At 69.6% G+C, this 23359-nt stretch carries 19 protein-coding genes; 8 read left to right on the top strand and 11 right to left on the bottom strand.

Features of this window, described 5'->3' with window-relative positions; translation table 11 throughout:
- The first annotated feature begins 106 nt into the window (after nt 1-106).
- Entirely contained in the window at nt 107-1120 is a 1014-nt protein-coding gene (sepH, locus tag Q5716_RS07555) for a septation protein SepH (RefSeq protein ID WP_305002464.1), read from the top strand.
- A gap of 3 nt (nt 1121-1123) precedes the next feature.
- On the opposite strand, the gene Q5716_RS07560 is transcribed toward sepH, so the two are convergent.
- On the bottom strand, nt 1124-2182 hold the full coding sequence (locus tag Q5716_RS07560) for an alkaline phosphatase family protein (RefSeq protein WP_305002465.1): 1059 nt from the start codon (nt 2180-2182) through the stop codon (nt 1124-1126).
- Nucleotides 2183-2260: 78 nt separating this feature from the next.
- Here Q5716_RS07560 and Q5716_RS07565 point away from each other — a divergent pair, with 78 nt between their 5' ends.
- Nucleotides 2261-4714, top strand: a complete 2454-nt coding sequence (locus tag Q5716_RS07565) for a DNA gyrase/topoisomerase IV subunit A (RefSeq protein WP_305002466.1) — start codon at nt 2261-2263, stop codon at nt 4712-4714.
- Here the strand turns inward: Q5716_RS07565 and Q5716_RS07570 are convergent.
- The 4 genes from Q5716_RS07570 to Q5716_RS07585 are packed head-to-tail and all read right to left on the bottom strand — an operon-like array spanning nt 4711 to nt 9446.
- A complete protein-coding gene (locus Q5716_RS07570) occupies nt 4711-5043 on the bottom strand; it encodes an AzlD domain-containing protein (RefSeq protein WP_305002467.1) in 333 nt (110 codons plus the stop codon). The two genes, Q5716_RS07565 and Q5716_RS07570, sit on opposite strands and share 4 nt — an antisense overlap.
- On the bottom strand, nt 5036-5749 hold the full coding sequence (locus Q5716_RS07575) for an AzlC family ABC transporter permease (RefSeq protein WP_305002468.1): 714 nt from the start codon (nt 5747-5749) through the stop codon (nt 5036-5038). Before Q5716_RS07575 ends, Q5716_RS07570 begins: the two co-directional genes overlap by 8 nt.
- Before the next feature lie 60 nt (nt 5750-5809).
- On the bottom strand, nt 5810-7333 hold the full coding sequence (locus tag Q5716_RS07580) for a carboxylesterase/lipase family protein (protein ID WP_305002469.1): 1524 nt from the start codon (nt 7331-7333) through the stop codon (nt 5810-5812).
- A 34-nt stretch (nt 7334-7367) separates the two neighbouring features.
- Nucleotides 7368-9446: a DNA gyrase/topoisomerase IV subunit B gene (locus tag Q5716_RS07585; RefSeq protein WP_305002470.1), complete on the bottom strand. Its 2079-nt coding sequence runs from the start codon at nt 9444-9446 to the stop codon at nt 7368-7370.
- A 160-nt stretch (nt 9447-9606) separates the two neighbouring features.
- On the opposite strand from Q5716_RS07585, the gene Q5716_RS07590 reads away from it, so the two are divergent.
- From Q5716_RS07590 to Q5716_RS07600, 3 genes are read left to right on the top strand one after another with little or no spacing between them, the layout of a single operon-like run.
- Nucleotides 9607-9837 carry a DUF7455 domain-containing protein gene (locus Q5716_RS07590; protein WP_305002471.1) on the top strand — a complete coding sequence of 77 codons (231 nt, stop codon included), beginning with the start codon at nt 9607-9609 and terminating at the stop codon, nt 9835-9837.
- 17 nt (nt 9838-9854) lie between these two features.
- Nucleotides 9855-10541, top strand: a complete 687-nt coding sequence (locus Q5716_RS15965) for an alanine racemase (RefSeq protein WP_434056594.1) — start codon at nt 9855-9857, stop codon at nt 10539-10541.
- On the top strand, nt 10538-11581 hold the full coding sequence (locus Q5716_RS07600; RefSeq protein ID WP_305002472.1) for an alanine racemase: 1044 nt from the start codon (nt 10538-10540) through the stop codon (nt 11579-11581). The genes Q5716_RS15965 and Q5716_RS07600 overlap by 4 nt, the downstream gene beginning before the upstream one ends.
- A gap of 3 nt (nt 11582-11584) precedes the next feature.
- Here Q5716_RS07600 and Q5716_RS07605 read toward each other — a convergent pair whose 3' ends face one another.
- From Q5716_RS07605 to Q5716_RS07625, 5 genes are all read right to left on the bottom strand, one after another.
- On the bottom strand, nt 11585-12244 hold the full coding sequence (locus tag Q5716_RS07605; RefSeq protein WP_305002473.1) for a type 1 glutamine amidotransferase: 660 nt from the start codon (nt 12242-12244) through the stop codon (nt 11585-11587).
- Nucleotides 12241-13437 carry a Mur ligase family protein gene (locus tag Q5716_RS07610; RefSeq protein ID WP_305002474.1) on the bottom strand — a complete coding sequence of 399 codons (1197 nt, stop codon included), beginning with the start codon at nt 13435-13437 and terminating at the stop codon, nt 12241-12243. The genes Q5716_RS07605 and Q5716_RS07610 overlap by 4 nt, the downstream gene beginning before the upstream one ends.
- Nucleotides 13438-13518: 81 nt before the next feature.
- The gene (locus tag Q5716_RS07615) at nt 13519-14913 is read right to left on the bottom strand and encodes an RNA polymerase sigma factor (protein WP_305002475.1); all 1395 of its coding nucleotides are present in this window, start codon (nt 14911-14913) and stop codon (nt 13519-13521) included.
- A gap of 166 nt (nt 14914-15079) precedes the next feature.
- The gene (locus Q5716_RS07620; protein ID WP_305002476.1) at nt 15080-16408 is read right to left on the bottom strand and encodes an MFS transporter; all 1329 of its coding nucleotides are present in this window, start codon (nt 16406-16408) and stop codon (nt 15080-15082) included.
- Between the two features lie 18 nt (nt 16409-16426).
- Complete coding sequence (locus Q5716_RS07625; RefSeq protein ID WP_305002477.1) at nt 16427-17353, bottom strand: proteasome assembly chaperone family protein; 927 nt, start codon at nt 17351-17353, stop codon at nt 16427-16429.
- Between the two features lie 81 nt (nt 17354-17434).
- Between Q5716_RS07625 and Q5716_RS07630 the strand changes: the two genes are divergently transcribed.
- From Q5716_RS07630 to sucB, 3 genes are all read left to right on the top strand, one after another.
- Nucleotides 17435-18919: a leucyl aminopeptidase gene (locus Q5716_RS07630; protein ID WP_305002478.1), complete on the top strand. Its 1485-nt coding sequence runs from the start codon at nt 17435-17437 to the stop codon at nt 18917-18919.
- Between the two features lie 97 nt (nt 18920-19016).
- Nucleotides 19017-20390 (top strand): dihydrolipoyl dehydrogenase, encoded by a 1374-nt coding sequence (lpdA, locus tag Q5716_RS07635; RefSeq protein WP_305002479.1) that lies wholly within the window; start codon nt 19017-19019, stop codon nt 20388-20390.
- A 60-nt stretch (nt 20391-20450) separates the two neighbouring features.
- Nucleotides 20451-21959 (top strand): 2-oxoglutarate dehydrogenase, E2 component, dihydrolipoamide succinyltransferase, encoded by a 1509-nt coding sequence (gene sucB, locus Q5716_RS07640; protein ID WP_305002480.1) that lies wholly within the window; start codon nt 20451-20453, stop codon nt 21957-21959.
- On the opposite strand, the gene Q5716_RS07645 is transcribed toward sucB, so the two are convergent.
- Nucleotides 21956-23293, bottom strand: a complete 1338-nt coding sequence (locus tag Q5716_RS07645; protein ID WP_305002481.1) for a protein kinase domain-containing protein — start codon at nt 23291-23293, stop codon at nt 21956-21958. The two genes, sucB and Q5716_RS07645, sit on opposite strands and share 4 nt — an antisense overlap.
- Nucleotides 23294-23359: the final 66 nt, after the last annotated feature.

Here is a 23359-nt window from a genome sequence, read left to right on the forward strand (position 1 = left end):
CTTTCATGCGTCCGAATCAACTTCCGGCACGCCCTAGTTATTCCCGAGCATCGGCTTCCGCGCGTGTCATCCTGGTCCGGATCGGACGACTGGAGGTCGTTGAAGCATGCAGGAATTGCGCGTAGTCGGAACCGAGGGCGGCGCCCTCATCGTCGCGTCCGAGGACGGCGTGCGCTACCGCATCCCCGCCGAGGACGTCGTTCAGGCGGGGCTGCGCCAGGCGCCCATCGATCATGGCGCCTCGCGCCGGATCGCCCCCAAGGACATCCAGGCGCACATTCGTTCCGGGATGTCGGCCCAGGATGTCGCGTCGATCACCGGGGCACCGCTCGAGTACATCCAGCGATTCGAGGGCCCGGTGCTCGCGGAGCGCGAGTTCGTCGTGAACTCGGCCCTCGATGTTCCCGTGCGGACGGCGTCCGACACCGACCCGATGGCGCAGGGCACGACGTTCGGCGTCGCCATCCGGCAGCGGCTTGCCGACGTGTCCGGCACCAACGAGCGCTGGGCGAGTTGGAAGGAGACCGGTGGCGGCTGGATCGTCAAGCTGTCCTTCACAGCGAACCAGATCGATCACGACGCGCGGTGGCAGTTCGACCCCCGCAAGCAGTCGCTCGTGCCGCTCAACAACGAGGCCGTCACACTCTCCCAGCAGGGCGAAGCGGCAGGCTCTCTCATCCCCCGGCTGCGTGCCGTCGGCCCCACCGAGCCGGTCGAGGTGGACGCGCCCCGATTCGACAGTGGTGCGTTTCTCGTTGACGACTCACCCGCGGATGAGCCCCCGGCCCCCGCTCCGCCGGCCCCCGTCGCGCTCCCCCGGTCCCGAGCGGAGGAGGAGCCCGTCCAGGGCAACCAGACGGCCGACCTCCTGGAAGCGCTGCGCCGCCGCCGTGGGGAGCGCGAGTCGGCTGGCTTCGGCGACGAGGACGCCCGAGCGGCGCACCCCTCGACGGGAGGCATCCGAGTGGTCGACGTCCCGATCGACTCCGTCATCGAGGACGAGTCGAACGGGCAGCGCTCCACCGCTCCGCAGCCGACGACGCGGAAGAAGGGCCGCGCCGCGATGCCCACGTGGGACGAGATCGTCTTCGGCGCCCGCCCCGACGACGACCCCGCGTAGTCGCTAGCGCTCGAACCCGCCGAAGCGCAGCAGCGGCACTCGAAGCTCGGTGGGCGATGCGGAGCCGTGCTGCCCCACCATGCGCCGGGACGCTCCGGCCGTCCGTCCGTCGTAGTAGGCCACCGCCTTGCGCGCCGCGACGAACAGGTCACCCATTCGGCGTGCGACGACGGGGTCCACGGCACCGAACCACCCCGACTCGACGACCTCATCGCGAGTGGCGATCCACGCGCGGTCCGACTCCGCGTCCTTCCAGCGAGCGACGACCGCGTCAGGGTCGGCGTCCGGCTCGAAGCGCAGCTGCAGGCACCGGGGCTCGCCCGCGACGTGCCGGACGCCGTCGAGCAGGCCGGGATGCTCGTCGACGAGCACGTGGGCGTGAGCGGGGACGTCGAGCACTCCGTGATCGGCGGTGACGAGCATCCCGTCGCGCGGACCGCACGCTGTCGCGAGCCTCCCGAGGGCCCCATCGACCCCCTCGAGCGCAGCCGTCCACTCACCCGACTCCCAGCCCTTCGCGTGTGCCGCGACATCCAGTTCCGGGATGTAGAGATAGGCGATACCCCGTGCACCGGAGCGCAACCAGGCGATGGCCGCATCGACTCGGTCGTCGACGCTCGATCCCGCGAGGTAGCGCGCACCCCTCAGCGCCGCTCGTGAGAACCCGGAATCGCGATAGCGCTCCGGGCCGATGACCACGGCATCGAGGCCGTCGGCGCTCGCCCGCTCGAAGAGGGTGCGCTCGCGCTGCCAGGTCGCCGGATCCTGTCGCTCGTCCCACCCCGTGAGCTGGTTGACGACGGCGTCCCGGTCCGGGTCGGCGACGGAGTAGCCCACGATGCCGTGGGCACCGGGGAGCCGGCCGGTTGTCAGAGTCGTGATCGCGCTCGCGGTCGTCGTCGGGAATCCCGCAGCGATCGCGTCCTTGGGTCCGAGCGCCGCCGCGAGCCGCCGCGCGTGGCCCGACCGGGCGCGGAGCGCCTCGACTCCGAGGCCGTCGACGAGCACCACGACCGCTCGGTCGACAGACGGCAGAGCGAGGCGACCGCCCTCGCCGAGCACTGCGCGACACGAACTTTCGAGCACATCGGCCAGGCTCGCAGCGTCGCGTGGGGCCGCCGGTAGCATGGGGGCAATCCTATGGCTACCCGCGAAAATCCCCCCACTGTCACGCCTGCAGGCGAGCGCATCGAGGACGTCGATGTCTCGACCGAGATGCAGGGATCGTTCCTCGAGTACGCGTACTCGGTCATCCATTCCCGCGCGCTCCCCGACGCCAGGGACGGGCTCAAGCCGGTTCAGCGCCGCATCCTGTACCAGATGACCGAGATGGGTCTGCGGCCCGATCGCGGCCACGTGAAGTCGTCGCGCGTCGTGGGCGACGTGATGGGAAAGCTCCACCCTCACGGTGACGCTCCGATCTACGACGCGATGGTGAGACTGGCCCAGGACTTCGTCATGCGCGTGCCGCTCATCGACGGCCACGGCAACTTCGGCTCGCTCGACGACGGCCCCGCGGCCCCCCGGTACACCGAGGCCCGGTTGCAGGCGGCCGCGCTCGCCCTCACCGACGACCTCGACGAGGACGTCGTCGACTTCGTACCGAACTACGACAACTCCTTAATGCAGCCCGGTGTGCTGCCTGCCGCGTTCCCGAATCTCCTCGTGAACGGAGCCTCCGGCATCGCGGTCGGCATGGCCACCAACATGGCGCCACACAATCTCATCGAGGTAGTCGGCGCCGCGAGGCATCTGCTGGAGCATCCGGATGCCCCGCTCGAGGACCTCATGGCCTTCGTCCCCGGTCCCGACCTGCCCTCGGGCGGGACGATCATCGGGCTCGACGGCATCAAGGACGCCTACGCGACCGGCCGCGGCGCCTTCAAGACGCGCGCACGTGTGTCCGTCGAGTCGATCACGGCTCGCAAGACCGGTCTCGTCGTCACCGAGCTTCCCTATCTCGTCGGCACCGAGCGCGTGATCGAGAAGATCAAGGACGGGGTCACGAGCAAGAAGATCAACGGCATCTCGGATGTCACAGACCTCACCGATCGCAAGCACGGCATGCGCCTCGTCATCGGCATCAAGACCGGATTCAGCCCGGAGGCGGTGCTCGAGCAGCTCTACCGCCTGACCCCGCTCGAGGACAGCTTCTCGATCAACAACGTCGCTCTCGTCGAGGGCCAGCCGCGCACCCTCGGACTGCGAGACCTCCTGCGGGTTTACCTCGACCACCGCCTCGAGGTGGTACGTCGGCGCAGCGAGTACCGTCTTGCGCGGCGCAAGGAACGGCTGCACCTCGTCGAGGGCCTCCTCATCGCGATCCTGGACATCGACGAGGTCATCCAGGTCATCCGCACGAGCGACGACAGCGAGCAGGCGCGTACCCGCCTCATCGACGTCTTCGACCTCAGCGAACTGCAGGCCGAGTACATCCTCGAGCTCCGGCTCCGCCGCCTGACCCGCTTCAGCCGCATCGAGCTCGAGGCCGAGCGCGACAAGCTGCAGGCGGAGATCGCCGAGCTCGAGGGCATCCTCGCCGACCCCGCGCGCATCCGCCACCTCGTCTCGACCGAGCTCGAAGAGGTCGCCGAGCGATTCGGGACCCCCCGCCGCACGCTGCTCACGCAGGCCCGACCCTCGGTCGCGACCTCAGCGGCCGCTCGCAAGAGCGCGCCGGTGCTCGAGATCGCTGACGCCCCGTGCGAGGTGCTGCTCTCGACGACCGGTCGGGCGATCCGCGTCGACCTGACGGAGGACTCTGCTCCCGGCGCGCCCCGCCGGCGCAGCAAGCACGACGCGATCCGCTCCCGCGTGACGACCACGAGCCGGAGCGAGATCGGCGCCATCACGGCGAGCGGCCGCCTCATCCGGTTCACGGCGGTCGATCTGCCCAGTGTGCCCGCCAACTCCATCCAGCTCGCGGCGGGGGCCAGGATCGGCGAGTACCTCGCGCTCGGCCCCAAGGAGAAGGTGCTCGGCCTGGTGTCGCTCGACTCGGACCAGCCGATCGCCCTCGGTACCCGGCAGGGCGTCGTCAAGCGGGTCGCGCCCGGAGGCTGGCCGGGCAAGCCCGACTTCGAGGTCATCGCCCTCAAGCCCGGTGACGAGGTCGTCGGCGTCGCCCAGGGCGGCGACACCGACGAACTCGTCTTCGTCTCCTCGGATGCCCAGCTCCTGCACTACCCCGCCTCGGCGGTGCGCCCCCAGGGTGCTGCCGCCGGAGGAATGGCCGGCATCAACCTCAGCGCGAAGGCGAGCGTGGCGTTCTTCGGAGCGATAGATCCCGGCGTCGACAACGTGGTGGTGACGGTCTCCACGTCGACGGCCACCATCGCGGGAGCCGACCCCGGTCGCGCCAAGGTGTCCTCATTCGCCGAGTTCCCCGGCAAGGGGCGCGCAACGGGGGGCGTGCGGGCGCACGCCTTCCTCAAGGGCGAAGACGTGCTCGGTCTGGCGTGGGTGGGCCCCGCCCCCGCTCTCGCGGTGGGTACTGACGGCGCAGCACGCGCGCTCCCCGATTCGGGCTCCAAGCGCGATGCTTCGGGCGCCGTGCTCGAGAACGTCGTCGGGTCGGTCGGCGAGCAGGTCTAACGCGACACGCCCAGGAGAGCGAGCAGGGCGAGCATCCCCCACCAGCTCACCAGCCCGCCGAGCAGTCCTACCCACGTCTGACGGCTCCACCGCCACAGCAGCCAGCTGACAACGGCAGCGACCAGCGCGGGTACCGATTCGGCCCACGTGAGCTCACCCCTCGGCGCGAGAATGCCCGGAACCGCGATCGCCGCGAGGACCGCCGGCCCGATGAGCGGCAGGTACCGCACGACGCGCTTCGGCGGCCGCAGCCTCCGATCCAGCAGGAACACGACCCGCGTGACGAAGGTCACGAGCCCCGAGACCAGCACCGCGACGAGCTCAAGCACGAGCGGCCTCCTCGTGGCCCATCGCGAGGGCGCCGGCGAAGATGCCCGCGGCCGCTCCCACGAGGATGCTCACGCCCATCGGCAACCCGCTCGCGGCAAGCGCGGCGAGGCCGCCCACAGCGCCCGCGATGAGACCCGGCAGGTCGCGGACGAGCGGCAGGGCCAGCAGGAGGAACGTCAGCGGGATTGCGAGCTCCAGGGGCACCCAGTCGGGGATGAACCCGCCCACGAGCACGCCGATGGTGACGAGCGCGCTCCAACCGACGAGGCACGTGACCCCCGCGGTGAAGTAGTACGCGCGCTTCTCTCGCTCGGTGCCGCCCCCGTCGGACTTCTCGAAGCGAGCGGCCGCCAGGGCGTAGACCGGGTCGGCGAGGAGGTAGGCGGCCAGGAGCCGCTGCGGCCTCGACCACGACTGGAGGTGGGGCTGGAGGGCGGCGCTGTAGAGCAGGTGGCGGGCGTTGATGACGGCGACGGTCGCGGCGATGAGTGCGATACCGGCGCCCGCGCCGAGGAGCTGCACCGCGGCGAGCTGCGCCGCTCCCGCGAAGACGACCGGCGAGGTCGCGATAGACAGCAGCGGATCGACGCCGGTCGTCGCCATCGCCGCTCCCGCGGCGAGGCCGAACGGGATGTAGCTCAGCACGACGAGAAGGGCGTCGCGTGCGGCAGCTCCCCGAGCAGCCTGCAGTCGATCCGAGTCCATGGCGATCATCCTCGCGGGACGCACGCCGCGGGCGCCACGTCCGATTGGCGAGCACTGGCCCTACACGTGCGGCACGAAGTCCTGCCACGCGCGCCGGCGCTCGCGCCGGGGGTCGGACTCGACGCGGTCCTCGCGGTCGATGATGAGCGTGCGGCGGGACCGTGCCGAATAGGCGGGCCAGTGCGGACCGGGATGCCCGTCCCGCGCGAACGACAACCAGGCACGGTTCATCCGCCGCCCTGCACGCACGAACGCCCGGCGTCCTCCGAGCACGCCGAGAAGTCGGCCGAACGCCCCGGACATGCGATCGAACAGGGCGAAGAGCTCGAGGCCGTGTGTGGCGTCGTGACCGGTCAGGCGAAGCAGGCGCGTGGCGACGTCGAATCGGTACATGAATACGGGAGCGAACCGTGAATGTCGCTCTGCGAGCTTCACGCTCGGGAACCAGAAGGCGAAATCTCCCCCGAAGTCCGCCGCCGGTCGAGCCGCGGGCAGCCCGGGATACTGCGCTTTGAGGGTTCGGCGCGCCTTCTTCTTCGTGCGGGCGAAGATCGCCCGAATCCGTCGCGGGTTGCTGGCGAGGATGTCGAGTCGCCCACGGAAGAGCGAGCCCTCCCGGTCGTTCGTGCCGATGATGAGCGGCACCCGATGCGCACGGCCAGCCTTCACGGCGTCGAGCGGCCGCTCGGGCAGCAGCTCGCCGTCGATCACGGGAGCAAGCGGCATGGTGCCCGGTCGTGCGTCGGGTACGAGTCGCTGCATCCTCGTGGTGGCGGCGACGAGGGCGTCGACGCTCGACGAGAGCAGCAGCTCCGCGGCGTCGTCCGACGTCGTGCTCTCGGTGCTCGAGTCATCCACCTCTTCGCTCAGCAGCTCGAGGAACTCGCCCGCCCATTCCGCCGCGATCTCGGCGGGGTAGACAGCGTTGGCCGGCGAGCTCTGCGCGATCGCACGTGCGAAGAGCCCTTCGGCTTGGGGCACGGCGAGGAGCGTGGTGACGGCGTTGCCGCCCGCCGATTCGCCGAAGAGCGTCACCCGCGCGGGATCGCCCCCGAACCCGGCGATGTTGGCCTGCACCCACTCGAGGGCCGCGAGCTGGTCACGCAGTCCGAGGTTGCTGTCGAGTCGGGCATCCGTAGTCGACCACCGGGAGAAGTCGAGATAGCCCAGGGCGCCGAGGCGATAGTTGAGGTTGACGAACACCACCGGGCCCTCTCGCACGAGTCGCTCGCCCTGACCGCGGATCTCCCGGGATGACCCGACGCTGTACGCACCGCCGTGGATGAACACCATCACCGGCAACGCGTCCGTCGGCGGGTCGAGTGGCGCGATGACGTTGAGCGTGAGGCAGTCCTCCGACATGGCCACGCTGGTGGGCGGCCCGGCGAACTGTCCATTACGGTCCTGCGGCGCCACCGGCCCGAAGGCGATGGCGGGCCGGATGCCCGCCCACGGCACCACGGGCTGCGGGCAGCGCAACCGCAGCGCCCCCACCGGCGGCGCCGCATAGGGGATCCCCCGCCACATGCGCACGCCCCGCCGCACAACTCCCTCGACGGTACCCCCGGTCACCTCGACGCGCATGTGTCGAGGCTAGGCCTCGCGGGTGAACCTCCGGTTACACGTCGATGCGGTCCCGGTCGAGCCCCTGGCCGGCGATGATGAACTCCTTGCGCGGTGCGACGTCGTTGCCCATGAGCAGCTCGAAGACGGAGGACGCCATCTCTGCGTCGCCGACGTTGACCCGGCGCAGTGTGCGGTGCGATCGGTCCATCGTCGTGATGGCGAGCTGGTCGGCGTCCATCTCCCCCAGCCCCTTGTAGCGCTGAATCGGGTCCTGGTACTTCTTGCCCGACTTCTTGAGACCGGCGAGCACGCCCTGGAGCTCGTCCTCCGAGTAGGTGTAGATCGTCTCGTTCGGCTTCGAGCCCGGGTTGATGACGACGACGCGGTGCAGCGGCGGCACCGCCGCGTACACACGACCGTCACGGATCATGTCGGGCATGTAGCGGAAGAACAGAGTGAGCAGCAGGGTGCGGATGTGGGCGCCGTCGACGTCCGCGTCGCTCATGATGATCACCTTGCCGTAGCGCGCCGCCTCGAGATCGAAGCTGCGGCCCGAGCCCGCGCCGATCACCTGGATGATCGACGCGCACTCGGCGTTGGAGAGCATGTCCGAGACCGAGGCTTTCTGAACGTTGAGGATCTTGCCCCGGATCGGAAGGAGCGCCTGGTACTCGCTGTCTCGGGCGAGCTTCGCGGTGCCGAGCGCCGAGTCGCCCTCGACGATGAAGAGCTCGCTGTTGGCGACGTCGTTCGATCGGCAGTCGACGAGCTTGGCGGGCAGAGACGAGCTCTCGAGGGCGTTCTTGCGGCGCTGGGTCTCCTTGTGGGCCCGCGCGGAGATCCGCGACTTCATCTCGGCCACGACTTTGTCGAGCAGGAGCGCGGACTGCGCTTTGTCGTCGCGCTTGGACGACGCGTACTTCGCCGCCATGCCCTTCGCGACGACCCCGGCCACGATCGACCGCACAGCCGGCGTCCCGAGGACCTCCTTGGTCTGGCCCTCGAACTGAGGCTCGGGAAGGCGAACCGTGAGCACCGCGGTGAGACCCGCGAGCACGTCATCCTTCTCGAGCTTGTCGTTGCCGGCCTTCAGCCGACGAGCGTTCTTCTCCACCTCGGCGCGCAAGAACTTGAGCAGGCCCTGCTCGAAGCCGGACTGATGAGTCCCGCCCTTGGGCGTCGCGATGATATTGACGAAGCTCTTGAACACGGTGTCGTACCCGGTGCCCCAGCGCAGGGCGATGTCCACCTGGCACTCGCGCTGCAGCTCGGTCGGCACCATTGCCCCGCTCTCCTGAAGGACGGGGACGGTCTCGGTGAAGCCGCCTTCTCCCGTGAGGCGCCAGGTGTCAGTGACCGGGGCGTCCGGGGCGAGGTGCTCGACGAACTCCGCGATGCCGCCCTCGAAATGGAACGTCTCGCTGCGCGGCTCCTCGCCTCGCTCGTCGGTGAGGTGCAGGGCGAGGTCCGGCACGAGGAAGGCCGTCTGCCGCATCCGGTCGAGCAGGTCGTCGGTCTGGAAGGTCGCGCCCTTGGTGAAGATCTGCCGATCGGCCCAGTAGCGGATGCGCGTGCCGGTGACGCCCTTCGCGACCTTTCCGACGACGCGGAGTTCGCTCCCGGAGACGAACGGGGTGAACGGCGCATCGGGCGTGGGTTCGCCCGAGTCGGCGAACACACCAGGCTCTCCGCGGTGGAACGACATCGCCCAGGTCTTGCCGTCACGGTCGACCTCGACGTCGAGGCGCTCTGAGAGGGCGTTGACCACGGACGCGCCCACGCCGTGCAGACCGCCCGAGGCCGCGTAGGACCCACCGCCGAACTTTCCGCCGGCGTGGAGCTTCGTGAACACGACCTCGACGCCCGTGAGCCCCGTCTTCGGCTCCACGTCGACCGGGATGCCGCGGGCGACGTCCCGGACCTCGACGCTCTGGTCCGGATGCAGGATGACGCTGATGCGATTGCCGTAACCCCCGAGAGCCTCGTCCACGGAGTTGTCGATGATCTCCCACAGGCAGTGCATGAGACCTCGGGAGTCGGTCGAGCCGATGTACATGCCCGGGCGCTTGCGCACCGCCTCCAACCCCTCGAGCACCGAGAGGTGCCTGGCGGAATAGTCGGCAGACGACATGGCTCTCCTTAGGTCGGGCAGGCCGGGATCGGACTCCAGCCTAGGCGGCTCGTCCCGGATACGCGTTCAGCGAAATACCCGTCAATTGACGCAATGCTGTAACACGCTCGTGCTTGTATTGGGTAACGGACATCCACCCGCCAGCCGTAAGGAGCAGACCATGTCTCAGATCACTACCGAGAACGTCGCCGACGAGCTGGACTACTCGCTCACCGCTCTCGACCGTTGCGACAGCTGCGGCGCGCAGGCGTACATCCGGGTGACGCTGTCCAGCGGAGAGCTGCTGTTCTGCGCTCACCACGGGGCGAAGTTCAAGGAGAAGCTGTTCCCGACCGCGCTCAACTGGCACGACGAGTCGGCGCGGCTTCTCGAGACCTCCGCCGCCGAGTAATCCCCGCAGCGCCCCCCGTGAGTTCCGTCGGCCGAGCCGCGGCCGTGCGGCGATCGGCTCTCGTCGATCTCGCCGCGCTCGAGGCCAACCTGTTGAGCGCGCTCGAGGCCGACCCGGACCTGATCCTAGATGCCCGTGCCGACGCGTACGGCCACGGCGTCGGCCCGATCATCCGAACGGCGCTCGCGACGGGCGTCGGCACGGTGCGCGTCTCGCCCGGACAGTCCGTGCTCCCGGGCATCCGGCGCTCAGCGCTCATGACCGTGCCGTCGAAACGACGCCTCCTCGGTGCGGAGGCCTACGGGGTCGACGGGTCGGGCATCCCGGTCCTCACGCTCGTCGGCGAGGTGATCGCGGTCAAGCCCGTGGGTGCCGACGCCGGGGTCTCCTATGGCTACACCTATCGCACCCCGGCGCCGACGACCCTCGCCCTCGTCGCCCTCGGCTACGCCGACGGCGTGCCGCGGCTTGCGTCGAATCGCGCGAGCGTCGCCATCGGCGGTGAGCCGCTCCCGCTCGTCGGCCGCATCGCGATGGACCAGTTCGTCGTCGATTGCGGCGATCGCCACCCGAGTGTCGGGGATGACGCCGTACTCTTCGGCCGAAACGCGCCGAGCGCCCTCGACTGGGCTGCGCACACCGAACGCTCCGCTCTCGATCTGACGGCGGGGATCGGCTCGCGCGTGGAGAGGGTGTACTCGTGACCGCCCCTCGGATCGAGATCGACCTCGCGGCGTTCCGCCACAACGTCGCCACGCTCAGCTCGCTCGTCGCGCCGTCACGGACGATGCTCGCCGTCAAGGCGAATGCCTACGGGCACGGGCTCGTCCCGCTCGCGTTCGCGGCGCTCGAGTCCGGCGCAGACAGCCTCGCCGTCCTCGAGATCCCCGCCGCCCTCGAGCTGCGCCGCGCGGGCATCACCGCGCCGCTCTTCGCGTGGCTGCACGGACCCGGTGCCGACTTCGCCGCCGCCGTGGACGCAGGCATCGACCTCGGCGTCTCCGCGACGTGGCAGGTCGAGGCGATCGCGGCGGCCGCGCACTCGGTCCCCGCGCGCATCCATCTCAAGGTCGACACCGGTCTCCACCGCAACGGGGCGAACCCCGAGGACTGGCCCGCGCTCGTCGATGCGGCGCTCGCTGCGGAGCGCGCCGGTCGCGTCGAGATCTCCGCCCTCTGGTCGCACCTCGCCGATGCCTCGCCCGAGGACGATGCCGCCGCCCTCACCCTCTTCCAGGAGTCGGTCGCGGTAGCGGCCGCTCGGGGATGCACTCCCCCCCTGCTCCACCTGGCCGCGAGCTCCGCGGGCATCCGGATGCCCGCGGCCCGCCTCGGACTCGTGCGGTTCGGGATCGCGGCGTACGGCATCTCCCCCTTCGACGACGAGACCGCGCGCGACCTCGGACTCCGACCCGTGATGAGTGTGCGCGCTCCCGTGGCCGCGGTCGACGGCGGAGTGGCGTCACTCTCTATCGGCAGCGCAGACGGCATCCCCGCGCCCGCCGCGGGTCGCGCCCAAGCGTGGGTCGCCGGTTCGCGCCATCCGATCGTCGAGATCGGCATCGACTCCCTCTCGCTCGACGTGGCGGGCTCCACTGTTGCCGTGGGCGACGAAGTCGTGCTGTTCGGCTCGGGCGACGACGGAGAGCCGACCGCCGAAGAATGGGCCGACTGGGCGGACACGATCGGGGACGAGATCGTGGCCCGGGCAAGCGAGCGCCTTCCCCGCGTCTACCGGGGCTGAGCTCTAGAGCCGGCCCTTGATCGCACGACGCGACCGGGCCGCATAGTCGTCCACGAGAGCGATGCTCTCGCCTGCCGCGCCGAGTTCGACTCCCGCCCGATCGGCCGCGACGGTGAGCAGTTCGTCCGCGAATGTCGGGTTCATCGGCAGGAACGGGCCGTGCAGGGTCGTCGCGATCGACGACCCGAACCGGGCGACGGGCCACTCGACCGGTCGACCGTCGACAGTGGTCCGGGCGCCGTGGTTCTCGAACCCGGCGACGTCGTCGCTCCACACCTCACGAACGATCCGGCGGTCGGTGAGGGTTGCATCGCTCGGCAGCACCTCCGCACCCGGCAGGACCGTGCCATCGGTCAGCACGAGGGATCGGCCCAGGAGCTGCCATCCCCCGGCCACGGCGAGGAAGGGGACCCCGTCCGCAGCCCACGAGCGCAGGGTCGGCGCGATCGCCGCAAGATCGTCGAGCACCAGCTGCTGGGCGGAGAGCGGACCGCTGCCGATGTGGACCAGGTGGGCGACCTCGGGCAGCGGGGCCCCGACCTCGTGATCGACGACGCGCACCTCGGCGCCTCGCCACTGAGCTCGTCGGCGGAGAGCGAGGACATTGCCGACATCGCCGTTGATCCCGAGCTCTCGGGGGTAGAGGTGGAGGATCGTGATCACGGTCGACCCTCCAGCTCGAGGAAGCCCAGCTGCTTGCGGACGAGCATCATCTGCTCGTAGTTGACGATCATGGTCTTCACCCCGCGAGAGGGCTTCGGCAGGGCGAGAAACGCGTCAAGCGCGGGGGCGAGCTCCGGGATCACCCGGTGCACCGGGATCTCGTCGTACGCGAACCGGGTGGCGAGCTGCCAGGCCTTCGTGCCCGTGAGGACATCGACATGATCGAGTCGGGACAGATCCGATCCGTAGATCCAGGACGGATCCGGCGTGCCCTCGTCGACCGCGACGAACACCTGCTCGGGGTGCGGCTCGAGGTAGTCGAGGTTGACCTGAAGGCTCGGCGGGTTCTTCATGGTGAGCAGTTCGATGTCTTCGCCGTTCACGTGCAGCACCTCGCCGCGACCGTAGACAGGCTCCATGGCGGCGAGCCCGGATGCCACGGCTTCGCTGTCGAACCGATCACCGAGCAAGGCACGAGCCATCGCCGTCGCGGCCGCAGCATCGACGGCGTAGTGCAGCCCCCGCGCGGGCAGCGAGACCGGGAAGCGAGCCCCTCCGACCGAGAGGGCAGCAGTGCGCCCTTCGAGCGACTCGACGGTCACCGCCGAGTCCTTTCGCACGCCCGCCTCTGCGAGAGCAGGATTGTCGCCGCGAGCGAGCCACGCCGGCCCCGCGTCGAGCAGGGCCGGGTCGACGGCGAACTCCCATCGCTCGGCGCCCGACCCGGCGATCCGCTCCGCTAGGGCGACGAGGTTGTGGTCGTCGCCGTTGATCACGAGATGCCGGGTGGCGACGCGGGCGAACTGCTCGAGCATCCCCGCGACTCGGGCGGGCTCGTAGAACCGGTTCAGCTGGTCGACCTGCAGGTTGACGAGCAGCACGCTGTGCGGGGCGAGCTGCTGAGCGAGGCGGGGCCCGAAGGCCTCGTCGACCTCGAGCACCGCGACATCCTCGCGCAAACGTCCATCGAGCGGAACGCTCGCGAGCATCGCCGAGGCGATGCCCTGCGGGAGGTTGGCACCGGTCGGATTGGAGAAGACCGACACGCCGTGCGCGCGCAGGATGCTCACCAGCATGTGCGTCGTCGTCGACTTGCCGTTGGACCCCGACACGAACACGACGCCGAGCGGCATCCGCTCGACGGCTCGTGACAGGAAGCGCGGGTTCAGGGCGAGCAGAACGCGCCCGGGCACGGCCGAGCCGCCGCCTCGCAACCGCAGCAGAGCGCGCGCGATGCGACCGGCGACGATCGCCAGAGCCGTCAGGACCCGCTCCTACTCGAGGTAGTCGCGCAGCGACTGCGACCGGGACGGGTGGCGGAGCTTGGCCATCGTCTTCGACTCGATCTGGCGGATCCGCTCGCGCGTGACGCCGAACGTGTCGCCGATCTGGTCGAGGGTCTTCGGCATCCCGTCGCCGAGTCCGAAGCGCATCCGGATGACACCCGCCTCGCGCTCGGAGAGCGAGTCGAGCAGGCTCTCGAGCTGCTTCTGAAGCATCGTGAACCCGACGGCATCCGCAGGCACGACCGCCTCGGTGTCCTCGATGAGGTCGCCGAACTCGCTGTCGCCGTCCTCGCCCAGAGGGGTGTGCAGCGAGATCGGCTCGCGGCCGTACTTCTGCACCTCGATGACCTTCTCGGGGGTCATGTCGAGTTCGCGGCTCAGCTCTTCGGGCGTGGGCTCGCGACCCAGGTCCTGAAGCATCTGGCGCTGCACGCGCGCGAGCTTGTTGATGACCTCCACCATGTGCACGGGGATGCGGATCGTGCGGGCCTGGTCGGCCATGGCTCGCGTGATCGCCTGGCGGATCCACCACGTGGCGTAGGTCGAGAACTTGAAGCCCTTGGTGTAGTCGAACTTCTCGACCGCGCGGATGAGGCCGAGGTTGCCCTCCTGGATGAGGTCGAGGAACTGCATGCCGCGACCGGTGTAGCGCTTGGCGAGCGAGACGACGAGGCGGAGGTTCGCGCCGAGCAGGTGGCTCTTGGCGCGCTGGCCGTCCTTCGCCACCCACTGCAGTTCGCGGCCGAGCTGCGACCGCTGCTCGCTCGCGGACATGTGCGACAGCTTGTCCTCGGCGAATAGTCCCGCCTCGATCCGCATGGCGAGCTCGACCTCTTCGGCGGCGTTGAGGAGCGCGACCTTGCCGATCTGCTTGAGGTAGTCCTTGACGGGGTCGGCCGTCGCTCCCGTGATGGCCGTCGAGTAGACGGGGACTTCATCCTCGTCGTCGACGAGGGAGAGCACGAGCGCGCCGGTGGGCAGCTCCTCGTCCTTACCCGTCGACTTCTCCTCGTCGTCGTCGGAGTCGTCGTCGGAATCCTCTTTCGCCTCGTCGGAGTCGTCGTCGGAATCGTCGGCGCTGTCGGAGACAGGCGCCTCCGCGTCGTCGTCCTCGATCTCCTCGATCTCCTCGGGCTCGACGACCTCGTCCGCCGCCTCGTCGATGTCGTCCGCAGGGGCGGCTTGCTTCGACTTGGAGGCGGCCTTGGCGGGGGCCTTGGCAGATTTCGCCGCGGGCGCCTTGGTCGTTGCCTTCGTCGCCGTCGCCTTCGCGGTGGTCACCGGCTCCTCCGCGGATTCGGCTGCGGCCTTGCGCACGGTCGTCGCCTTTGACGCCGTCGTGGTCGCGGACTTCGTGGCAGAAGTCGTGGATCGGGTTGCCATGAGAACACCTTCCCGTTTCTGGGCAGTACTAAGACCCATGTCAAGTCCCCTGATCGCACGTGCCCCTCAGAGGGGAATGCGACAAGGACAAGACCGGGTCTTAGAGACAATTATTGCACGCTTTGAGCCGCCGTCCGGCCATACGGCGCTTCGCTGGCTCCTGCGGTCACTGCCCCTTCGACCGCCGTCGGCGCCACGCCCTTACCAAGACAACCCACAACGGGGCCACGGTTATTCCCTCCTCCTCGTGCAGCCGAGCGCGAGTGCGGCGTCGGGCGATGAGCAGCATGACCACTCCGAGGGCGACGACGAGGAACTGCACCAGGAAGGCGAGGCGGAACGAATCGAGGGAATAGAGCTCGCTCGGGATGCTCGTGCCGCCGCGAAGACGATCGATCGCGTCGAGCAGCACTCCGACCAAGAACATCGTCACAAAGCTCGCAGTGAAGCCTCCGACGTTGACCACGCCGTTGGCCGAGCCGAGCGAGCGCAGCGGATTGAACGTCCTGGCGAAGTCGAACCCGATGAGCGATCCGGGACCGCCCGTCGCGATCACCACGATGAGCACGATGATCAGCCAGGCAGGCGGCGGCCCCGGCCAGGCGAGCACCGCGACCCACGCCGCTCCCATGAGGGCGACGATGCTGAGCACGATCGAGGACCGGCGGAGCGGGAAGCGCGCCGAGAGCAGCCCGAGCAGCGGGCCCGTCACGGCGGCCGTGACGACGACGAGGGTGAGCAGGGCAGCCGCGGCAGTGGGCCCGTAGCCGAGCGCGATGGAGAGGAACGGAAACCCCCAGAGCATCGAGAACATCGTCACCGACGGCTGGGTCACGTAGTGCGACCAGAACCCGAGTTGGGTTCCGGGGCGGGCAAGGCTCTCGCGGAGCTGACGGATCGACTGGTGCCAGCTCTGGGCGGCCTCGGCAGCCGGGGCCCTGCCCCGCACGGCGACCGCCACCACGACAACCACCACCACCGACAGCGACGCCGCCGAGAGATAGGTGCGCGTCCAACCCGCTGTGTGCAGGAGAGTGACCAAGGGAAGCGCCGAGAGTACCTGGCCGATCTGGCCGGACGTACCGAGCAGCTGCGTCACGATGGGCAAGGCGCGACCCTCGAACCAGGAGGCGAGAAGGCGGATCGCGGAGGTGAACGTCATCGCGTCGCCCGCACCGACAAGGACACGACCCAGAACGGCGGTGCCGATGTCGGGCGCCAGGGCGAGGGTGACCTGTCCGGCGCACATGAGGGCCGCGCCGAGCAGGATGAGGAACCGAGGGCCTACGCGGTCGATCATGACGCCCACGGGAACCTGCAGGGCGGCATAGACGAGCAGCTGAACGACGGCCAGGGTCGAGAGCGCCGCCGCCGTCACGCCGAAGCGATCAGTCGCCTCGATGGCAGCGACGCCGAGCGACGTGCGCTGGAGGACCGAGACGAGGTAGGCGAGGACGACGACCGCGAAGACGAGCCAGGATCGCCGGGAGTTCATCGTCCCCCATGCTAGGCGCTACTCGCCGATCGACTCGTCCTCTCCCCCGCGCCGGATGGCGAGGAAGTTCTGGAGCTCTGCCGCGATCTCGTCCGCCGTCGGCAGCTCGCCGTCCTCATCGGTCAGGGGGGACCTGAGGGGGTTGTCCTGCATGTAGCTGTCGTGGCGCTCCTCGAGCGTGCCGACGAGTTTGGCGAGTTCCTGGTTGTTCTCGACCTGTCCATCGATCTTCGCCGCGAACTCGCGGCCCTCCTCGCGGAGCCGATCGGTCGGGAAGATGAGCCCCGTCGCCGCGCTGACGCTCTCGAGGGCGGTGACCGCTGCAGTCGGGTACTCCGTGTCGGAGAGGTAGTGCGGGATGAGCAGCACGAATCCAGCGATCGGGTGACCGAGCTCCTGGAGTCGGTACTCGACGAGGTGGAGCGCGTTCGACGGAACCTGCGTGCGCGGCTTCCACACGGACATCGAGTCGATGAGCTCAAGGCGGTTGCCGCTCACGGTGACGCCGATCGGTCGCGTGTGCGGAACGGGCATCGGGATGGCATGCACCCACGTCGTCGACTTCACCCGGTACCGCTGCACGAGCTGGATGACTGCCGCGGTGAACCGCTCCCACTGGAAATCGGGCTCGAACCCGGTGAGGAGCAGGAACGGCTGGTCGAGTTCGTCCTTCGCGAGGTACAGGGCGAGGGACGCGGGCCGGTAGTCCGTCAGGTGGTCCTGATCGAAGTACATGGTGGGACGACGCGCCCGATAGTCGAGCAGGGCATCCGTGTCGAACAGGGCGACCGTCGAGTGTTCGAGGGTGTCGAGCAGGTAGTCGCTCAGTTGCGTCACCGCCGACCCGGCGTCTGCGAAGCCGGTCAGGGCGGCGACGAGCGGCAGTCCCGGCGGGACATCGACGATGTCCGTGGAGAGGTCGTACAGCCCGTCAGGTTCGCGCATACGACCACTGTATCCTCGGCCCGCGCACCCACCCCGGCGACGCGATCATGCCCACAGCGAACACGCGATTACGATGGCCGGATGACCGTCCCCGCGCTCTCCGTAACCACCGATTCCCCTCTCTCCCTCGAAGCCGACGTGCTCGTGCTCGGTGTGAGCAAGACCGACGAGGGGCCGCGGCTGCTGTCGGATGAGCCCGCGCTTGCAGAACTCGCCGCCGCCCTCGAGGCGATCGGCGTGACCGGTGCGCAGGACGAGGTACGGCGCGTTCCCTCCGGCGCGGCGGCGACGGAGAGCATCGCGCTCGTCGGCGTGGGCGGAGGGGATGTCACGGCGCACGACCTCCGATACGCGGCGGGTTCGGCATCCCGGCAGCTCCGCGGGGTCTCCTCACTCGTCTTCGCGCTCCCGACCTCGGGCGAGGACGACACCTTCGCGATCCTCGAGGGGGCCGCGCTCGGGGCGTACGCGTTCACGGAGTACCGCTCCGCGTCGCTCGAGTCCACGAAGCTCCCCGCGTCGTCGATCACGGTCGTCGGCCCCGGCGGAGACGAACTGGTGGCCCGTGCCACCGCCGTCGCTGAGGCCGTGCACACCGTCCGCGACCTCGTCAACACGTCCCCCCTCGACCTGTACCCCGAGACGCTCGCGGCGCGCGCCGTGGAGCTCGCGGAAGGTTCTGGCGTGTCTGTCGAGGTCCTTGCGGAGGAGGCTCTCCGCGAGGGCGGCTTCGGGGGCATCCTCGGCGTGGGGATGGGCTCGACGCGAGGGCCGCGACTCGTCAAGCTCGAGTACGCACCCGAGGGGGCGCAGCGGCATCTCGCCCTCGTGGGGAAGGGCATCACGTTCGACACCGGTGGGCTCTCGCTCAAGCCGCCGGCATCCATGATCGGGATGAAGTACGACATGACCGGGGCGGCAACCGTCCTCGCCGTGACTCTCGCGGCGGCCCGTCTCGCCCTTCCGGTTCGCATCACAGGCTGGCTGTGCATCGCCGAGAACATGCCGTCGGGCTCCGCCATGCGACCCGGTGACGTCATCCGAATCCGTGGCGGCAAGACGGTCGAGGTGCTCAACACCGACGCCGAGGGCCGGCTGGTGATGGCGGACGGCCTCGTCGCCGCAAGCGAGGAGCAGCCGGACGCGATCATCGATGTCGCCACCCTCACCGGGGCCGCACTCGTCGCGCTGGGCAACCGCTACGTGGGAACGATGGGCGACACCGCGCTCGTCTCGCGCGTCGTGGACGCGGGAAATCGCGTCGGCGAGACTCTCTGGCCCATGCCGATCCCGTCCGAGGTCCGCCCTCTGCTCGCGTCTGACGTCGCCGACATCGCGAACGTCAAGCCCGGCAACACGGCGGCGGGGATGCTCATCGCCGCCGCGTTCCTGCGCGACTTCGTGGGCACCTCCGAGGAGACCGGCCAGCCCATCCCGTGGGCCCACCTCGACATCGCCGGGCCGGCGAACAACGGTGCCGCCGGCTGGGGGTTCACCGGCAAGGGACCGACCGGCGTCGCCGTGCGGGCGCTCCTCGAGCTCGCCGAGGACTTCTCCCGCAGGTAGTAAGGTTTTTCAGGCGGGTTTCTTCACCCCCCTCGTCCGGCCATCGCCACCACTCGATCGACCGGATCATCAGACCCTTACAGAGGAGTTGCTGGGATTGGCTGAGCACACTTTCGACCTTGTTGTTCTGGGCGGCGGGAGCGGGGGGTACGCCGCAGCGCTGCGAGCCAGCCAGCTCGGCCTGTCCGTCGGGCTCATCGAGAAGAACAAGCTCGGCGGCACCTGCCTGCACGTCGGCTGCATTCCCACCAAGGCGCTGCTGCACTCCGCAGAGGTCGCGGATGTCGCTCGCGAGTCGGCGAAGTACGGCATCACCACGACGTTCGGCGGCGTCGAGATCTCCGGCGTGACGGCGTACCGCGAAGAGGTCGTGGCGTCGAAGTACAAGGGCCTCCAGGGCCTCATCAAGGCGCGCGGCATCACGACGATCGCGGGCGAGGGCCGCCTGGTCTCCCCCACGACCGTGCAGGTCGGGGATGACACGGTGACCGGCAAGAACGTCGTTCTCGCGACCGGCTCCTACTCCCGGACGCTCCCCGGTCTCGAGATCGGCGGTCGCGTGATCACCTCCGAGCAGGCGCTCGAACTCGACTTCGTCCCGAAGAAGGTCGCGGTGCTGGGTGGCGGCGTCATCGGCGTCGAGTTCTCGAGCGTCTGGCGCTCGTGGGGATCCGAGGTCACGATCATCGAGGCCCTTCCCCACCTCGTGCCCAACGAGGACGAGGCCATCTCCAAGCAATTCGAGCGCGCGTACCGCAAGCGCGGCATCGACTTCAAGCTCGGTGTCCGCTTCCAGAGCGTGACGCAGGATGACAACGGAGTGGTCGTCACTCTGGAGAACGGCGAGACCGTCGAGGCGGAGCTGCTCCTCGTCGCCGTCGGCCGTGGGCCGTCGACCGCGAACCTCGGGTTCGAGGAGGTCGGCATCGCGATGGATCGCGGCTTCGTGCTCACCAACGAGCGCCTCGCCACCAACGTCCCGGGTGTCTACGCCGTGGGCGACATCGTCCCGGGGCTTCAGCTGGCTCACCGAGGATTCCAGCAGGGGATCTTCGTCGCCGAGGAGATCGCCGGCCTCAACCCCGTCGTCATCGAGGACGTCAACATCCCCAAGGTGACCTACAGCGACCCCGAGGTCGCGTCGGTGGGCCTCACCGAGGCGAAGGCCGTCGAGAAGTTCGGTGCCGACGCAGTCAAGAGCTACGACTACAACCTCGCCGGCAACGGCAAGAGCCACATCATCGGGACGTCGGGCTCCATCAAGGTCGTGCGCCAGATCGATGGACCCGTTCTGGGCGTGCACATGATCGGTGCGCGCGTCGGCGAGCTCATCGGCGAGGCGCAGCTCGCGGTGAACTGGGAAGCCTACCCCGAGGACATCGCCCCTCTGCTCCACGCCCACCCGACGCAGAACGAGGCGCTCGGCGAGGCGTTCCTCGCACTCGCGGGCAAGCCGCTCCACGGGATCTGATCCCGCTGCGAGTGCCGGAACTAAGCTAAGTAAACAGAAGCGTTATAAGGAGCATCACTGATGAGCGAATCCGTCAACCTTCCGGCACTCGGTGAGAGTGTCACCGAGGGAACGGTTACCCGCTGGCTCAAGAAGGTCGGCGACCGTGTGGAGGTCGACGAGCCTCTGCTCGAGGTCTCGACCGACAAGGTGGACACTGAGATCCCCTCGCCCGTCGCCGGCGTGATCGAGGCGATCCTGGTCGCCGAGGATGAGACCGTCGAGGTCGGCACCGCCCTCGTGACGATCGGTGATGGGTCGGGCGCCGGGGAGGCTCCCGCAGCGCCCGCCGAGGCTCCCTCAGCCCCCGCTGAGGCTCCCGCGCCGGCTGAGGCGCCGGCTCCGGCACCGGCCGCGGCCCCCGAGGCTGAGGCTCCCGCGCCTGCCCCCGCGCCCGAGGCTCCGACCGCGCCCGCCCCGGCCCCCGCCGCTGAGGCCCCCGCCGCTGAGGCCCCCGCCGCTGAGGCCCCCGCCGCTGAGGCCCCCGCTGCTGAGGCCCCCTCGGCGGCACCCGCCCCTGCGGCTCCCGCCGAAGCCCCGGCCCCCGCTCCGGTCGAGGCACCAGCGGCCCAGGCTCCTGCCGCTCCCATCGCGGCCCCCGCAGCGGCCCCCGCAGGCGCCGAGGCGTTCGCCGGGTACGTGACTCCTCTCGTGCGCAAGCTCGCTCACGAGCAGGGTGTCGACCTCTCCACGGTGTCGGGCACTGGCGTGGGCGGCCGCATCCGCAAGCAGGACGTACTCGCGGCCACCTCCTCGGCCGCCGCTCCCACGACGGCTCCGGCTGCCGCGGCCACCGCGCCTCTCGAGGTCTCCGCGCTGCGCGGCACGACGGTACCGATGTCCCGCCTCCGCAAGGTCATCGCCGAGCGCGCCGTCATCTCGATGCAGTCCTCCGCTCAGCTCACCTCGGTCGTCGAGGTGGACGTGACCGCGGTCGCCGCCTACCGCGACCAGGTCAAGGGCGCCTTCCAGCAGAAGACCGGCGTGAAGCTCTCCTTCCTGCCGTTCTTCGCCCTGGCGGCCGCGGAAGCGCTCAAGGCCTACCCGATCATCAATGCGACGATCGAGGGTGACTCGATCGTCTACCCCCCGCACGAGAACCTCAGCATCGCGGTCGACACCGAGCGCGGACTGCTCACTCCTGTCGTTCGCGACGCGGGCGAGCTGTCCATCGCGGAGCTCGCCGCACAGATCGCGGACCTCGCCGAGCGCACTCGCGAGAACAAGCTCAAGCCCGACGAGCTCGCTGGCGGAACCTTCACGTTGACCAACACCGGGTCGCGGGGCGCGCTGTTCGACACGCCTATCGTCTTCCTCCCGCAGTCGGCGATCCTCGGCACGGGAATTGTGACGAAGAAGCCGGTCGTCGTGAGCGATGCGGGCGGCGACGCGATCGCGATCCGGTCCATGGTGTACCTGGCCCTGTCTTACGACCACCGCATCGTCGACGGCGCGGACGCGGCTCGGTTCCTCACGGCCGTCAAGAACCGCCTCGAGGGCGGCGACTTCGCCGGCCGCTTGGGAATCTAGCCCTCGTCGAGATAGTCCCGAACGCGCCAACCGGCCTCGCTCCTCATCACGAGGATCGAGGCCGGTTGTCCGTCGGGGTGGGTCACGACCACGATGGCACTGCCTCCGAGCAGCTCGTCGACGCTCGCCTCCACCGGCGCAGCCGGGAGCGCCACCTCGGCACCGCCTTGGATCGAGCGGATGAGCTCCTCATCCCGCTCGAATGCGCTCGAGCCCGGCTGGTCCACGTCGTCGAGGCACAGGATCGACAGGTCGCGGATGCATCGTTCGCGCGCCTCGAGGAGCACGAGCGATGCCGCGGCCGGGTCATCCCCGAGCACGGCGAGAGAAGCGGGATCATCGGTCGCCGGGGTATCTGCAAGAGACTCGCCGCTGTCGCTCGGTGAGGTGAGCGGCTGAGGAGCGGTCTCGACACTCGGCTCCTCGCGCTCCGCTTCCGCCGACGCGGGGACGAGCGCGATCCCGAGCACGAGCGCGCACACGGCTGCGGCCCCGGCGACCCAGAATCGGGGGCGCACGCTCGCCGCCTGGCGCCGCAGCCAGTCGAGCCGGTCGGCGGAGACAGCCGCCGCGAGGCGGTCGATCGTCCCGAGAATGGGTTGGGCGGGTGCGCGGGGACGGCGCGGCACAGGCTGGACGGCGCGCGAGCGCGGAGGATCCGAGCGGGTGAAGGAAACCGGCTCGGGCGCCGACCATGCGAACAAGCGCGGCCCCAGGGCGGCGAGCCAGTCGGCCCTCTCGGAGCTGACGGCCAGCCACTCCTGAACTCCCTCGGCACCCGGGATCGCGTCGAGGACCGCCGCGCAGAGCACCGCGAAGGCGCGACGGTCGGCCTCGAACAGTTCGCTCGACTCCCGCTCCGCCGCAGTGGGGGGCGCACTGCTGGGCTGCGAGGAACCGAAGCGGGCGAGGACCGGCGCGCCGGTGTCGCTGAAGCCCACGGCAGCAGCCGAGACAGCGCCATGCGCGACGCCGGCGCGATGAAGCCGATCGAGGGCATCGGCGAGTGGAGCGAGTATCGTGACCGCTTCGCCGCTGCGCAACGGGCCACTGGCGAGGAGCCCCGCGAGAGTCTCGGGCCGCAGTCTCTCGAGGATGAGCGCCACTCTCCCGTCGGCGGTGGTCGCGACGTCGAGGATGCCGACGACGTGGGGCCCGGCGGCCCGTGCCAGTGACTCGATCTCCCGCGCCGGCGCTTCAGCATCCGCTGAGCGGTAGAGCTTCACCGCCGCGGGAGCGGAGTCGTCGACAGGATGCCCGAGCCACGTGACGGCGTGCGGCCCCTCCCCGAGCTTCCGAACGAGCCGATAGCCACCGACGATCGCGAGAGTCATCCCTCCACTCTCATCGTCGGCACCGCCCGCTGCCGCCCGCGAGCGCCCGCTGGGGAGAATCGGAGC

The organism is Antiquaquibacter soli, from assembly GCF_030580675.1.
Taxonomy (GTDB): Bacteria; Actinomycetota; Actinomycetes; order Actinomycetales; family Microbacteriaceae; genus Rhodoglobus; species Rhodoglobus soli.